General features: G+C 44.4%; 15 protein-coding genes. 8 read left to right on the forward strand and 7 right to left on the reverse strand.

All coding sequences use genetic code 11. From position 1 onward, the window contains the following. Positions 1-2: 2 nt before the first annotated feature. Both DUN60_RS22360 and DUN60_RS22365 read right to left on the reverse strand, forming a co-directional pair. Positions 3-1,568: a YjjI family glycine radical enzyme gene (locus DUN60_RS22360; protein ID WP_114635500.1), complete on the reverse strand. Its 1,566-nt coding sequence runs from the start codon at positions 1,566-1,568 to the stop codon at positions 3-5. Positions 1,569-2,017: 449 nt separating this feature from the next. After that, the gene (locus DUN60_RS22365) at positions 2,018-2,617 is read right to left on the reverse strand and encodes a class I SAM-dependent DNA methyltransferase (protein ID WP_009845582.1); all 600 of its coding nucleotides are present in this window, start codon (positions 2,615-2,617) and stop codon (positions 2,018-2,020) included. 161 nt (positions 2,618-2,778) lie between these two features. Between DUN60_RS22365 and DUN60_RS22370 the strand changes: the two genes are divergently transcribed. Beyond that, positions 2,779-3,657 carry a LysR family transcriptional regulator gene (locus DUN60_RS22370; RefSeq protein WP_009845583.1) on the forward strand — a complete coding sequence of 293 codons (879 nt, stop codon included), beginning with the start codon at positions 2,779-2,781 and terminating at the stop codon, positions 3,655-3,657. A gap of 61 nt (positions 3,658-3,718) precedes the next feature. On the opposite strand, the gene DUN60_RS22375 is transcribed toward DUN60_RS22370, so the two are convergent. After that, the gene (locus tag DUN60_RS22375) at positions 3,719-4,069 is read right to left on the reverse strand and encodes a hypothetical protein (RefSeq protein ID WP_114635501.1); all 351 of its coding nucleotides are present in this window, start codon (positions 4,067-4,069) and stop codon (positions 3,719-3,721) included. A gap of 360 nt (positions 4,070-4,429) precedes the next feature. Between DUN60_RS22375 and DUN60_RS22380 the strand changes: the two genes are divergently transcribed. Continuing rightward, positions 4,430-5,326, forward strand: a complete 897-nt coding sequence (locus tag DUN60_RS22380; protein WP_065105429.1) for a cation diffusion facilitator family transporter — start codon at positions 4,430-4,432, stop codon at positions 5,324-5,326. A 25-nt stretch (positions 5,327-5,351) separates the two neighbouring features. Here DUN60_RS22380 and yddG read toward each other — a convergent pair whose 3' ends face one another. Together yddG and yjjG are read right to left on the reverse strand one after the other, a co-directional pair. Next, complete coding sequence (yddG, locus tag DUN60_RS22385; RefSeq protein ID WP_114635502.1) at positions 5,352-6,278, reverse strand: aromatic amino acid DMT transporter YddG; 927 nt, start codon at positions 6,276-6,278, stop codon at positions 5,352-5,354. Positions 6,279-6,399: 121 nt separating this feature from the next. Further along, positions 6,400-7,074 carry a pyrimidine 5'-nucleotidase gene (yjjG, locus tag DUN60_RS22390; protein ID WP_017098476.1) on the reverse strand — a complete coding sequence of 225 codons (675 nt, stop codon included), beginning with the start codon at positions 7,072-7,074 and terminating at the stop codon, positions 6,400-6,402. A 213-nt stretch (positions 7,075-7,287) separates the two neighbouring features. Between yjjG and DUN60_RS22395 the strand changes: the two genes are divergently transcribed. The 3 genes from DUN60_RS22395 to DUN60_RS22405 all read left to right on the forward strand — a co-directional run bounded on the left by DUN60_RS22395 (position 7,288) and on the right by DUN60_RS22405 (position 9,993). Beyond that, positions 7,288-7,473: a hypothetical protein gene (locus DUN60_RS22395; RefSeq protein ID WP_114635503.1), complete on the forward strand. Its 186-nt coding sequence runs from the start codon at positions 7,288-7,290 to the stop codon at positions 7,471-7,473. 239 nt (positions 7,474-7,712) lie between these two features. Then, positions 7,713-8,861: an L-threonine dehydrogenase gene (yiaY, locus tag DUN60_RS22400; protein WP_009845589.1), complete on the forward strand. Its 1,149-nt coding sequence runs from the start codon at positions 7,713-7,715 to the stop codon at positions 8,859-8,861. Positions 8,862-9,069: 208 nt separating this feature from the next. Continuing rightward, on the forward strand, positions 9,070-9,993 hold the full coding sequence (locus tag DUN60_RS22405; RefSeq protein WP_102291846.1) for a hypothetical protein: 924 nt from the start codon (positions 9,070-9,072) through the stop codon (positions 9,991-9,993). 119 nt (positions 9,994-10,112) lie between these two features. Here DUN60_RS22405 and DUN60_RS22410 read toward each other — a convergent pair whose 3' ends face one another. After that, positions 10,113-10,547, reverse strand: coding sequence for a YccF domain-containing protein (locus tag DUN60_RS22410; protein WP_017111843.1), 435 nt, complete (start codon positions 10,545-10,547; stop codon positions 10,113-10,115). A 247-nt stretch (positions 10,548-10,794) separates the two neighbouring features. Here DUN60_RS22410 and DUN60_RS24920 point away from each other — a divergent pair, with 247 nt between their 5' ends. Beyond that, the gene (locus tag DUN60_RS24920; RefSeq protein ID WP_017060906.1) at positions 10,795-10,920 is read left to right on the forward strand and encodes a hypothetical protein; all 126 of its coding nucleotides are present in this window, start codon (positions 10,795-10,797) and stop codon (positions 10,918-10,920) included. A 124-nt stretch (positions 10,921-11,044) separates the two neighbouring features. On the opposite strand, the gene DUN60_RS22415 is transcribed toward DUN60_RS24920, so the two are convergent. Further along, positions 11,045-12,121 (reverse strand): threonine aldolase family protein, encoded by a 1,077-nt coding sequence (locus tag DUN60_RS22415; RefSeq protein WP_114635504.1) that lies wholly within the window; start codon positions 12,119-12,121, stop codon positions 11,045-11,047. Positions 12,122-12,424: 303 nt separating this feature from the next. Between DUN60_RS22415 and DUN60_RS22420 the strand changes: the two genes are divergently transcribed. Then, positions 12,425-13,039: an NAD(P)H-dependent oxidoreductase gene (locus DUN60_RS22420; protein WP_114635505.1), complete on the forward strand. Its 615-nt coding sequence runs from the start codon at positions 12,425-12,427 to the stop codon at positions 13,037-13,039. A 3-nt stretch (positions 13,040-13,042) separates the two neighbouring features. Next, entirely contained in the window at positions 13,043-14,968 is a 1,926-nt protein-coding gene (locus DUN60_RS22425) for a monovalent cation:proton antiporter-2 (CPA2) family protein (RefSeq protein ID WP_114635506.1), read from the forward strand. Positions 14,969-15,058 lie beyond the last annotated feature (90 nt).

The following is a 15,058-nucleotide window of genomic DNA, read 5'->3' on the forward strand; positions in this document are numbered from 1 at the left end:
AGCTATTCGTATGTCGGCGACATCTCTAAGCTCGCCACGCGTGGCTTACGCTCTAGAATGCCCGTATTTTTAGCGGCTTCAGCACCAAGGAAAGTAGTATTGGTGCGTGAACCTTGCTCGTCATATTTAGCAATATCAGACAGTTTGATCATGTAACCCGTTACACGAACCAAATCATTTGATGCAACGTTGGCAGTGAACTCACGGTAACCCGCCTGAATCGCGCCTTTACACAGGTTAAACATCGCTTCAGGATTTGATTTCACTGTTTCATCGATGGTCAAAATGTCACTGATGCCAGAGGTGTAGAACTTATGGTGACCCGCGGTAGCACGAACGTAAGAGACTGGATCCGGTTCGGTGCCATAAGGAATACGGACACCCGGAGTCACATCTTCATCTAAACTAATACCGCCTTGAGCATGCAGCAGAGCTTTACCCTCAAGCCCATACTTCACTTCAGAGCTTTCAACGATCTCAGCCAGCTTTTCAGAAATGCAATGACCAAGCTGATTCGCCTGTTCATCGTGACCATAGCGCCCTGCTTGGCCCTCTTTCTCCAGCAAGATGTTGACGGCTTCCGCCATGCCATAAATACCAAACATTGGCGCAAAGCGGTCTTCTTCGATAAGGCCTTCTTTGGTCAGGAAACCGTCAAAAAAGTTAGACTCTTCATGCAAGAAGCGGCTACGAGCGTTCATCAATTCAACCATGATGCCACTGTAATTCGGCAATACTTGTTGTAAGAAATCAGCACTGTCCTCAGACTTCAACGCCACTTGCTTGAGGTTCATACGCACCAAGGTGTTTGAACCGCCCGCTAAAGGCAAAGAGTTATAGCAGCTCACAATACCAAAACGCTTGTCGCCGTAAGCCTCGGCATGCGCTGGATAGTTTGCGATATGTGGTTTACTGCACTCACAGATATTGCTTGCCGCATGACGAAGTAGATCATCAGGTGTCACAGCAGGGTCGTACATAAAGGTTAGGTTTGGTGCGATCTGCTTCAGTTCAGCATCTACGCGCAAAATCGTACGACACACAATGTTGTCGGTCGGGCCGATATTCACATGCATAAAGGCATCTGGCAGTGTGCGATCCAGCATGATCCAGAACAGCTTCAGCTTTTGGTATACCTGCTCATCCGTCAAACCGCCAACAAAAGGCATCAAAACATCGTCCAACTGGCCTAAATAAACCGGAATTGAAGTCACTGACGGAACGTGATGATAAAGGATAGTGAGCATGTTCAATGCTTCGTCGAAATTAGTTGCCGCGCTAAGCTCTAAATACTTGGAGCCTTGATGTAAGTATTTAGAATAATCAGGAAGCACATAGCGCGGCTTAAATGGGGCGTGACCTTCAAACATGTCACACAGCACACCTTGTTGTAAGGCTTGCTCTACTTCATTGCTTACCGGCATATACGGCAGGCTGGCTTCGGCTTCTAAGGCAAGATAGCTCGACTTCTGTTTTGGGGACAGGTTGGCATCTGAAATGATATTGCTAAAGCGTTGTTGTTGATCTGAAAGTGATGAAGAAGTAGATGACGCAGATTGGTGGCTCATGATTAAACCCTTAATATTCTTATGGGCTTATTTTATATCTCACACTTACATTTCCACTAATGAAATGTATGCAAGGCTACATTTCCAAAATGGAAAACACCATTTGTAACTTAGTAATTTGTGAATAGATAGTTTGTAAATTTTGTGAATAGACAGTTTGTAAATTGGCCATTTGAAAATTAACGATGGTTGTTTATCGATGATTGTCGTTGGGAAAACTATAAATTAACGGTAGAGCAAAATTTATGGTGGGAAGGGAAAGAGTGAGCAGAAGAGATTAGGCCCTTTGATTGAACCGTTTAGTTTAAAACGCAAGTGCGTATAAATAGAAAACCCACATAACGGATCCAAAGATCGTTGATGTGGGTTTAGTCAATTAAGCGTGAGTGCGGTTATCTGATCAGCTATCTATACGTCAACTGCAGATACGTCAACTACAGACAAGTGAACTATAGATGAGGAACCACTTGTTTACGGCCTACACCCATCAGAACCTTCAAAGTACCTTGTGGGGTGTCGATTGAAAACGGTGTTGAGACTTCAACAATCGAAAAACCTGCTGCGCTCAATACATTCTGGGAGCGCTGTTCGCTGACCCCAAAATCTTCGCTGTCGTTTTCTAAGTACCAATCCCAGTGTACAAAAACCCCATCGTTTTCTAACAGAGTATAAATAAGGCTGACCGTATCTTGTAGGTTCGGAATAAAGCCGCATACCGAAGAGGCTACCACTAAGTCAAACTGATTTCTGAATGCTGGGTGTTGGGCTGCAAGTCCTCGCGATAAGATATCAACGACAGGCTCTACATTAGACAGCTCTTTTTTATCTAACTCTTCAATCATCCCTTCTGAGATATCGAGAGCGATGATCTCTTTTGCAAAAGGAGATATTTTCTGGCTGAGTAATCCTGTACCACAACCAAAATCAAGGACACGGGTTCCGTTCAAATCAACGAGCTGTGTTAACTGGTCAAATGCGGACTGTGCGAATACAGCAGTAGCGGGATCGTTATCCCAATCAGGTGCGTACTCGTCCCATTGTTTCGCCATCATGGCCTCCATCTTTACTTCTTGTAGGTTCGGAACGCCCCCAGAATAAACCAAATTAGTCAATTCGTCATAGAGTTATCATGCAAAGATGGACTATTTCTAAGATAGTCAGCACAATATTCAGATAATATGCACCGCCACCCGCTCAATATGGAAATGAAATGAACCTTTCTCAAGTCCAAGCCTTTTGTTCTGTTGCTGATTTAGGATCCGTCTCTGAAGCTGCGCGACAGCTTGAATGCAACCGAACCAAACTGAGCATGTCGATCAAAGCCTTGGAAAAAGAGTTAGATGTCGAACTGTTTGTTCGCAGTGGCAACCACGTAGAGCTTTCTGAAGCAGGCAAAGCTATCTACAAAGATTGCGAAGGTATGTTGGTAACGGCAGCACGCATTAAGCAAACCTGCTTACATGTTTCAGGTGAATTCAACGCCGAGATTTGGATCGCTCGCGACGATTCCCTACCCGATGAAATGTGGCAAAGTTTATCGCACGCCCTAAACAACAAATACCCTTCCACTTCTTTCAACTTCGTTCTCGCTTCTAGTGGCGACTTGGCTAATCTTGTCGAAACTCAGCAAGTTGATTTTGCGTTTGGTGTCGATTACGAGCGTGTCGACGACCCAAGAATTATCTACAACCCACTCGGCAAGATCCGAATGATGTCGGTATGTAAGAAAGGGCATGATTTGAGTGCGATGCGAAGAGTGTCGGATGAAGTACTTAGAAATTCGATGCAAGCGACCATGGTTTATCTCAATGAAAAAGATAACCCTGAGCTTGAGCCCTTCTCTCGCCGATACATCGGCTTCTCTAGCTTCGATTTTATGTTGGATACGATTCTACGAGAAGATGCTTGGGGCGTAATGCCTGAGCCATTGATACGCCATTTATTGCGCGAACAAGAATTGGCGGTGATCAAGCACACTTATGGTCTAACTCAAGAAGACTACTGTATGTTTACTGCGGCAGGTATGGCGGAACACCCAGGTATGAATTGGTTAGCGGATCAGATCAGCGATTACTTGTTTGATTTCTAAAGTGTCAGATAATGCTCTATCTCAACACTTAAAATCATCTAACAAATAGAAAGCTCTCTCTTTAGAAGACCATCACGTGATCCACTAAATAACGTCCGTCTTCTTCAACCAACACCATTTCTGCCACAAACTCGCCTTTCGCAATGGTATACGCTTGTTTCCAAACAAAGGCGATGGAATCGGAGCGTCTGAATAACGCCACAGGCTCACGTTCAGCAAAAAATCCGTTGCTGTGCTGATAATGATGACACACCTTCGCTAGATACTCAGGCGTCACAATATCCTTCATGCGCTGCGTAAAATCTCGGCAGTGCTGAGCATGGTCAACCTTGGTTGAACCATCCATCAAGTTGTCCATGATCGGGTTAGCAATCGCCCACAACTCGCTATCGTTGAGATCATCAAATTTCATCTTCATCCATTCCTTTTCAAGTTCAACTCAGCTCTACGCCCAAGGTTCAAACCCAAGTTTAAGCTATAAGATTTCAGCGCGATTTCTGTAACCCTAACAGCCTGATCCTTTACACAGCTAGCTATGAGACCTTCACAACCTATGTGTTTTATTAATCATAAACCATTTAACGCCAGTTTCACATTTTCTGAAAAACAGTCATCGTCAACTTTACTGACACCAGAATTTACCCATAAGCCGTTGAATAGTAAGAACTTGAATATAAAACGAGTTACCGACATATAAACGTCATCAGATAAAGTTTGTAAAGCTAGCTCAATATTAGAACAATGAAGTTATCAAAAACATCTGGAAAATATTATGTGTGACAGGAAAAGCCAAAACGAAAACCGAGTACTATTGTTCTCAGCCCTTTTAGCATCAGGCTTCGCAATTGGCGGATTGGTGTTGGGTCTTCTCGTTGGCTCTCTAGTCATAGTATTTGACGGTGTCTATTCTCTTATCAGCTTACTGTTAACTTTATTGTCACTAGCTGCTTCGAAATACATTAATCGCCCATCAGACAGGGAGTTCCCGTTCGGTCGAGCCATCATTGAGCCCATCGTAATCGCGATTAAAGCGATTGTGATTCTGCTTGTGGTCGGTTATTCGCTTTACTCTGCGATTGGTGCTCTGATGACAGGTGGTCGTGAAGTCGATGCTTCTATCGCAACTCTGTTTGGTATTTTCAACGTATTGGGTTGTGGTTACGCTTGGTGGTACATCGCCAACAAGAGCAAACGCATTTCTTCAGGTTTGATTCAAGCTGAGTCAAAACAGTGGCAAATGGATACGCTTTTGAGTGTGGCAGTTACGGCAGGTTTCGTTGTTGCTTGGTTGGTGGCTTACTCTCCGTTTGCTGAATACGCGGTATATGCCGACCCTATGATGATGTTGCTGATGTCTTTCTACTTCATCAAAGTGCCGTTCGACATGCTACGTGAAGCAATGCGTGAGCTGCTAATGATGTCGGCAACCAAAGATATTTGTGACGCGGTAGATAAGAATGTTGTCGCTGTGGACAAAGATGCGGACCAAGATTTGGAGCTAATGGGTGTGACTAAAGTTGGTCCTGAATTAAGAATCAATGTTGATATTCATACCAACGACCAACAAGCGATTGCGGTCGATGATATTGAACGCACGCGCCGCCAACTTAAGCGACGCCTATCTAAGATGCCTTATGAGCTTCAATTGAACCTCAATATCGCGAGCTAAGAGCATTCTCTCTTAAGTTCAACACTCAAGACTGAACCTCTTCAGAAGCCGACGCCTTAACCGTCGGCTTTTTGTCTCTGGTTACCCACCAGCAAGCCAATGAACCGATCGTCACCATACAAACGCCCTGCCAAAAACTCATGCTCAATGACAAACCTAGAATCATAGAAGACAGTAAGGTCGCGAAGATTGGCGTAAAGTAAGACATGGTTGCAAGAAACACCATATTCCCCCCCAGAATCGCCGTGTTCCAAAGCGCGTAACCAGCCCCCATACAAGCCCCAGCAAGCACTAAGTCAATCGCAGCACTTGAAGTCATCACCATGCCGGTTTCATCACTCAATGCGTATTTGATCCACAGAGTGACCGCAGTAGCGATAAAGAAAAGCACAATCGCATTCTGCCCTTTAGCAACGCGTTGGGTGTAATTGCAATATACCGCCCAAATAATCGCGCCGAAGAATGCCATCGAATAGGTTTTAGGATTAGTCGCAATATTAGCCGCGATTTGCTCGACAGAAAGCCCCTGATCGCCACTGATACTCCAAGCCACGCCAAAGAACGCTAAGACGATACTTGGATAAACCAACCAGTTAATTTTTTTGTCACTCAACAGCACCGCAAACAACACCGTCAGTGCCGGCCACAGATAGTTAATTACGGCCATCTCTATCGCTTGATGTCGGCTGTTCGCCATTCCCAAAGCCAGAGCCAGGAAAATCTCATAACAAACGAACAAGGCGCCGCCAATCAGCAGGTAAGACTTAGAAAAACGTGACAGCTTTGGTAACCCCATAACACAGACCAACAACAGCGAACTCACCGTATAAAGACTGGCTGCACCACCAATTGGACCTAGCTGTTCTGAGACACTACGAGACAGAGCAATCAAACAGCTCCATAGTAAAATGGCGATAATGCCGTAGCAGCTATAACGATGAGATTTCAGCACGCCTTTTCCTTTATCTATTTTTGATGGTCACTCTATGGTTAAACCAAGTTCATAATAATTGGCCGAGTACATTTTCGTACTCGGCCATCAACACTTTGTTTACAAAGCATCTATCAATTAACTAAGCCAACAGCAAAGCTTGTAAGTCAGCCAGAGACTTAACCTGATAATGAGGGTTAATTCCTGCTGGCGTCGCTTTCTCTTGGCTGTTCAACCAACAGGTCTCAATACCAAAATCCAAGCCACCTAAAATATCAGAGTGTGGGTTGTCCCCGACCATCAATACTCTTTGCTTTGATGGCAATCCAATCAGCTTGTGTGCATGCTCAAAAATTTCCGCGTCTGGTTTAGCGACACCGACTTCCTCAGAAATGATCACATGGTCAAAGTAGTCTGTCATTCCTGTTCGTTCCAAACGGATTGACTGCAGCTCTGTGAAACCATTGGTGATGATACCCATGTTCACTTTGCCTTTTAACGACTCCATCAACTCTTTTGCACCAGGAAGCAGAGAACAGATGTCTGCCATTGCGGCTAAAAAGGCACTGTTTAGTGCTGCCGTTGTTGTCTCTAACTTTGTTGCCCAGCTTTCAAAACGCGCGTGCTTCAGTTGTGCCGCTGTAATACGGCCATCTTGGTAATCGACCCATAACGGCAAATTAACCTCTTGATAAACTGAATAATCCTGTTCGCTAAAGTCCACGCCAAAACGGGAGAACATCAGCTTCATTCCTTGAAAAGCATCAAAGTGGAACAATGTTTCATCTGCATCAAAGAATATCCAATCGTACTTCATTTTATTTCCTATTATTCGCGCGGTTGAGCAGTGCTTGTATTTATTTTCTCATTGCCTCAAAGGCCAGATGTGCATTCTACTATCATTTTTGTGAGCCTGAATATAGTTCTAAGAATTTATAGAAAACAAGCAACAAGTCATGATGTATCGCAAATTTTGCCACATATTAAACCAATACCATACAAGAAATACACTTAAGTACCGGGAGGTACCATGAAGCACTTCTTACCGTCATCCGTCATGCTCACCCCATTCCTTGTTAAGTATTATGATGAAGAACCAGAAGACACCTCTGACGTCTTAGATACCGATGAGTATCAACAACCTCAAATTGAAGCTAACGATGACTCACGCAAACCATCGACACAAACTGAACTTGAACCGATGTTGAGTGAATAGCCTTTACCTTTCATGACTATGGAACGCCATTCTGTTCTTAAATTAATCAATAGTTCGCTTTCCATTACTGACAATAAACACATAAGAAAACCATAAAAACGATTGCTATATGAGCCCTATCACAACGCATAACCACAAAGTGGTAGTTCGGAATCAAAGTTGTTCCAGATCAATGGTCGACCAGTTGATTGCCGACAACATGTAGGAAATTAAAAAATCATAATTAACGGAGTTTTCCAATGTCTACTGCATTTTACATCCCTACAATCAACTTCATGGGTACTGGCTGTTTGAAAGATGCTGCTGATAGCATTCAGTCTCAAGGCTTCAAAAAAGGTCTGATCGTAACGGATAAGATCCTTAACCAAATTGGCGTAGTTAAACAGGTACAAGACCTACTTAGCCAACGTGGCGTAGACGCAGTTGTATTCGATGGTACTCAACCAAACCCAACCATCACTAACGTGAACGATGGTCTTGAGTTACTGACTGACAACGATTGTGATTTCGTTGTTTCACTAGGTGGCGGTTCTCCACACGACTGTGCAAAAGGTATCGCGTTAGTTGCTTCTAACGGCGGCAAGATTGCTGATTACGAAGGCGTTGACCAGTCTGAAAAGCCAATGATGCCTCTAATTGCTATCAACACAACAGCAGGTACAGCTTCTGAAATGACGCGTTTCTGCATCATTACTGACGAAGCTCGTCACATTAAGATGGCTATCGTTGATAAGCACACAACACCACTTATCTCAGTAAACGATCCTGAGTTGATGCTTGCTAAACCTGCATCACTAACGGCAGCAACAGGCATGGACGCGTTAACACACGCAATCGAAGCTTACGTTTCTATCGCTGCAACGCCAATCACAGACGCAGTAGCGATTAAAGCGATTGAACTTGTGCAAGCACACCTAAGAACAGCCGTAGCGCACGGTGAAGACATTGAAGCTCGTGAGCAAATGGCTTACGCACAATTCATGGCTGGCATGGCATTCAACAACGCTTCTCTTGGCTATGTTCATGCAATGGCACACCAACTGGGTGGTTTCTACGACCTTCCACACGGTGTATGTAACGCTATCTTGCTACCACACGTTCAACGCTATAACGCGCAAGTTTGTCCAGAGCGTCTACGTGATGTTGCAAAAGCGATGGGTGTGAATGTTGAAGGTATGACAGCAGAGCAAGGCGCAGAAGCAGCTATCAACGCGATTGTTCAACTAGCAAATGACGTGAACATCCCAACAGGTATTGCTCAACTTGGTGCTAAGCTAGAAGACATCCCGACTCTGTCTGACAACGCACTAAAAGACGCTTGTGGTTTCACTAACCCTAAACAAGCAACTCATGAAGAAATCTCAGCGATCTTCGAAGCGGCAATGTAATCTAGATACAAGTCATTTCTTATAGCTAACACAAACGGGCTCACCTTCTGAGCCCGTTTTCTTTTATCTTCCTGTCTCTTTCAATTCTTTGCCTTCATAGCCAACCAAGAGCGACGAATCACTAGCTGCTCACTACTAAAAAGTCGCATTGTTGCGATCGCTTGGTTATAGTCAAACTATTGATATATAGAATGACAAACAGGTTCCATTGAGTCGTTGGATAGTTAGCACCTCATTATTAGCTTCACTCGTTGCCCACTCCGCTCAAGCAGAGGAACAAAATGAGTGTCACAGTCAACCGCTAGAAGACGCCCCTGTCGAAAAGGCCTACCACTACCTAAACAGTAAATTTTGCCAACCCGCATTATGGTTTGACAGTTTCTTTGTCGATGACCGCATTACCGAAGATGCTCGAGCGGGCACTTCTATCCGTTGGTACAACGATTTTATCTATTCAGAAGGTGGCGATGTTGATTACTCAACCAAGCTCAACGCACGCTTGCACCTGCCTTTTGTTAGTAAACGACTGAAGTTAATCTATGAATCGGTTGGCGATGAAGAGTTCTTGGATTTCTTTCCACAAGATTCAGAGGAATTAGAGAGCGCACTCGGCCTACGTTACGATGCTTATGCCAAGGGTTATAGTAGCTTCAATATTAAAGCGACATTGCGTCCGCGGATTGAAGCTCGTTATCGCTTTACCTACCCTCTCACTACCGATGCCGTATTCAGGCTGACCCAACGTGTGTATCAAGAGAAGCAAGAAACTGGCGAGATCACCGATATCGATTTTGATCTTTCTTTGAGTGATGACTTCTTAGCACGATGGTCGAACTTTGCAGGTTATAACGACGACCTTAAAGGCTGGGAGTACGGAACGGGACTGACTTTGTATCACTATCTTTCTCAAGACCAAGCTCTGCAATACAGCGCGACGATTACAGCAACCAGCGAGCCGTATAACCACTACGAATATTCACAAGTGTCGATAACCTACCGAGAAAACGTTTGGAAAGAGTGGCTGTTCTACGAATTGATTCCGCGTTATCAATGGGAACGAGAGCCTTATGAAAAACACACCGAAGAAGCCAACATCACCCTTAGGCTTGAAGTCTTGTTCAACAATGTCTAGTGGAACAGTATCTAGTGAGTGTTTGTGAGATTTGGGCATCGTTAGATAGGAACCGAGGCACAAAAAAGCACATCATGTGATGTGCTTTTTCAGTTCTATATAAGGCTTAAGTTGTAGTCTTAACCCTTGTAGTTTCTTACTCGTGCCGCTTCTGCTTCACGCTTGTCGACGACCGTTTTACCGATTGGCGCCAATGAGATAACCGCAAGCTTAAGGTGCTGAATCGCAAACGGAATACCGATGATAGTAATGAAACACGCTACTGCTGACATGATGTGACCAATCGCCAACCAGATTCCTGCAAATAAGAACCAAATGATGTTACCAATCAGACCTAGTGGGCTGGTACCGATGTCAGTTTCATTAGTCAATTCATCACGTGAAATCGCTTCTTGACCAAATGGGAAGAATGAGAAGTTACCCATTACAAAACACGCTCTACCCCATGGAATACCAACGATGGTGAGGAATGCGAGCAGTCCGAAGAACCACCATGCCAGTCCCATAAATACGCCACCAAACAGAAACCAAATGATGTTTCCTATTGTTCTCATGTTGTCTTCTCCAAATCTTTGAATGCTGTTTATTTCATATGCCGAATAAGGCAATACTTGTTCTAATAGGTTCATTATTATTGAGTCTTTATGAACCGCTTATGAATCGCCTACATTTTATGTGATTGATACACACCACGAAACGCTAAATCCGCATAGGGATCATCGATTTTATTTGATACCATGTTCGTAGATTTTTAGTATCACAAAGCTAAACAGCTACAACAACTAATTTAAGGCCGAACTTATGAACAACACTGAGCAACCTAAAAAGAAAATGAAAAACTGGGTGCCAATCGTCTTCTTCGGACTTCTCAGCACAGTGCCTGTATTCATGTTTTTAGTCGACGTGTACATCAACCAATACATGTAACAAATCCCCGTCATCTTATCGGCGTAAAAATGAATACAGAAAACAATTCCTGTATTCATTTCAGTTAACTCACTTCTGCTGTAATCAATTCAACTCTTCTGCGATCAAATCAACTCTTCGTTAATTAAATCAGCTCTTCGTTAATAAAGTCTAGAATGTCGATCAGCTCATGATCTGGCAAGTTTAGTAAGTTATCACCTACATACCATTCAATCTTACATTGGTTTGGCAGTTCGCTGATCGCTGGGTTTCCTATCCAAATCTTGTGCTTCTTAGCTATATTGTCGCGCAGGATAATGCCATCCTCAAAACCCACCGGTAAATAGAGGTGAAGCATGTTTACTTGGGGTTCCTGCGGGTTCACTTTGAACTGCGGGTAATCTTGTAAGATTTGATAGATTTGCTTAGTACGCTCATACAATGCTGGCATCAACTCGATCCGTTGATCAAACTGCATTGCTGCCGAAACCACGTAAGGCGTGCGATGATAAACATTTCCGCCCTGACGCTTCATCCACGCTGAAGCTTTTGCTACGAAAGCCTTATCACCTAATAGGAGTGACCCACCAAGACCGTTTAACCCTTTGTAAAGCGAAACATAAGCCGTATCGAACCCCTTAGCAATCTCGCTATATGGCTTTTGATAATACGCGCCGCACTCCCACAAACGAGCACCATCCATATGCAGATGAATCGATTGTTCTTTGCAGTACTGCTTTATCGCTTCAAGCTCTTCCCACTCAGGCAGCTGACCACCAATCTCTCGCATCGGTAGTTCATACAATGCCGCGGCAATCTCATCAGGCCACGCCTTTAAGTCATCGACATTCCAAGTGCGAAATACATTACCAACCGGAAGTACATTGAAACGGTTCTGGAGCTGATACCCTTGGCGTTCATGGCGCATAATATGACTCGACTCATGCATCGCTACTACTGGGTTTCTTTTCTCTTGGCAGGCAATTTCTAATGCTGTGGGTTGGTTCATGGTGCCGGTAATCACAAACACGGCGGCTTCATAACCAAGCAGCTCTGCGACCTTATTTTCAAAGCTCTCGATAAACTCGCCATCACCGTAGGTGTCGTGCACCACATCATGTGTTTCGCACCATTCAGCCATTTGTGCGAAGGTTTGGGCTGGTGTTGGATCGAAGTGACCAGAAAGCAGCAAATTACATTGTTGACGCAAGTCCGTGCTCATACCTTTTCCTTTATTCGTTGTCGTTCTATGTAGGGTGATTGAATTATTTACGTTAGCCTTCAACGGTGACATAAAGTACACCTATTCGCTTTTATTATTAGCGAATAATTAGTTTTACTCAGTCATCGGCTGCGTGTGCCGGAAATACTCAAATTGATGGGTGTTTTATATAATTAAGTCCCTAAAAACACGCGCATCTAACTAGATAAGTATGGGCTAATTCGTTGTTGTTCAACCATTCTTCTATTATTGTATATCTATAATTCCAATAAATATTATTCGTTAATGGACAAAGAGGGCTATATGTCGAAAAATCGAGTCTTGGTGCTATTCGCCCACCCTTCTCAGCATCGCTCTGAAGCTAACAAACCCTTATTTGAGCAAGCCAAACGTATTGAAGGCGTCACCTGTGTCGACCTTTATGCTGAATACCCAACCTTCAAGATCAATATCGATCGCGAACAGAAACGCCTGTTGGACCATGACATCATCATTTTTCAGTTCCCACTATATTGGTACTCAACACCCGCAATTCTTAAAGAATGGCAAGACCTCGTCCTAGAATACGGATTTGCTTACGGCACCGATGGCAATGAACTGCAAGGCAAAAGCTTGTTATGCAGTATCACCGCTGGCGGCAAAAAAGAGGCTTATCAAACTGACGGTTATAACCACTTCACCATCCGTGAACTGCTTCACCCAATTGAACAAACGGCGTCTTTGTGCGGCATGAACTACTTGGCTCCATTGGCTTTGTTTGGTTCACGGACTGCGTTAGAAGAAGGCCGAATTCAAGATCACGTAAATAGCTACAAATCGCTTTTAGAGGCTTTTGTTGCGGGCGAAGTCGACCTCAACAAGGCAAGCAAGGCTGAAAAGCTAAACCATTACGTCGATGAAATGATGAGCAGAGGTTAGATCATGACAGGATATTTTCTACAAGCATTTATCTATTTGCTCGCGGCAGTCATCGCCGTCCCTATCGCTAAGAGACTTGGCCTCGGTTCTGTGCTTGGTTACCTGATTGCCGGTGTGGTGATTGGCCCAATTATCGGCTTAGTGGGCGAAGAGACCACGACCATTCAACACTTTGCCGAATTCGGTGTGGTGATGATGCTGTTCTTGGTCGGACTTGAGCTTGAGCCGAAGATGCTTTGGGCAATGAGAAACCGCCTTATGGGGCTCGGCGGCCTACAAGTCGGTGGCACAACGACCATAGTGATGGGCATTGCATTGTTCTTTGGGCAACCTTGGACGATCGCGCTGACTATCGGTTTGATCTTCGCACTGTCATCTACGGCGATTGTTCTCCAAACCTTTAATGAGAAAGGACTCTCCAAGACAGAAGGCGGCAAGAATGCTTTCTCGGTCTTACTGTTCCAAGATATCGCCGTCATTCCGATGTTGGCATTTATCCCTCTATTAGCATTGCCAGAATTAATCGAAGCTGCACAAAGCGCGGTCGCTTCGGCTTCTGATCACCATGAAGAGTTGAGTCTTGTTGCTGGCCTACCCGGCTGGGCTTATGGCCTTGTGATCACAGCATCTATTGCGATTGTTGTGGTCGGCGGGCACTTCTTGAGTCGCCCACTGTTCCGCTTTGTGGCGAGCTCAGGCCTGCGTGAAATCTTTACCGCAACCGCACTGATGTTAGTTATTGGTATTGCTGCACTAATGAGCCTTGTTGGCTTATCTCCTGCGCTTGGTACCTTCCTTGCCGGTGTGGTATTGGCGAACAGTGAATTCCGCCATGAGCTTGAGTCTAATATCGACCCATTCAAAGGGCTGCTACTTGGCTTGTTCTTCATTACGGTAGGTGCGGGCATCAACTTTGATGTTCTATTCAACGACTTTGGTTTAATCATTGGCCTCACTCTTGGCGTTATGCTACTTAAAGCCTTGGTGTTATTTACATTGGCGCTGATCTTTAAAATCAAAAATAGCGACCGATGGTTGTTTACGTTGAGCTTGGCGCAAGCCGGTGAATTTGGTTTTGTACTACTTAGCTTCTCGGCTCAAAACCACGTATTGCCTGCTGATATAGTCCAAACTCTGTCGCTGGTTGTTGCTCTTTCAATGTTCCTAACACCAGGCTTATTCATTCTATTTGATAAAGTGATACTTCCTCGTTACGAGCAAAAGTCTAACGATCGAGAGGCCGATACTATCGAAGAGAAAGGCACGGTGATCATTGCTGGTATTGGCCGATTCGGTCAAATCGTTAACCGCTTATTGGTGTCGAATGATGTCAATACTGTGGTTCTGGATCACCAAGCTAACCAAGTCGATTTGTTACGCTCCATCAATATCAAATCTTACTTTGGTGATGCAACTCGTCATGACTTATTGCATACCGCAGGAATCGAAGAAGCGGCAATGCTTGTCGTCGCTATCGATAACCAAGACTCAAGCGTTGAATTGGTGAAGTATGTTAAACACACCTACCCTAATGTGAAAATCTTAGCGCGTGCGTTCGACCGTGGTCACAGTTACCGCCTACGAGAAGCCGGTGCAGATACTGTAGTCTCAGAAACGTACCACTCGGCACTCGAAATGGGCGCAGAAGCTTTACGTTCTTTAGGGCACCACCCATTCTTCGTCGAACAGCAAAAATCAACGTATCAACGTGTTGAAAGTCGTAAGTCTGAAAAGCTTTACCAAGCTTGGTCTGATGCTGAAGAGAACCCACGTTACGACAACAACTACCGACAAATCTTCATTCACCTTGAAGAAGCAATGAAAGAAGACATGAAGAAGGACCGTTCAGACAAGCATTCACGCTCCGAACGAGGTTGGACACCACCGCCAAAAGGTTATGCCGACGGCTTTGAGGAAGAACAATCCTAAGCAGGGCTCTAAATACAAGGTCAAACACTATTCAAAAAGCGGCTTATAAGCCGCTTTTTCTTCACCTAACCCACACGAAGTGCCCTATCA

Origin of the sequence: Vibrio splendidus (assembly GCF_003345295.1) — a bacterium.
GTDB classification, from domain to species: domain Bacteria; phylum Pseudomonadota; class Gammaproteobacteria; order Enterobacterales; family Vibrionaceae; genus Vibrio; species Vibrio splendidus_K.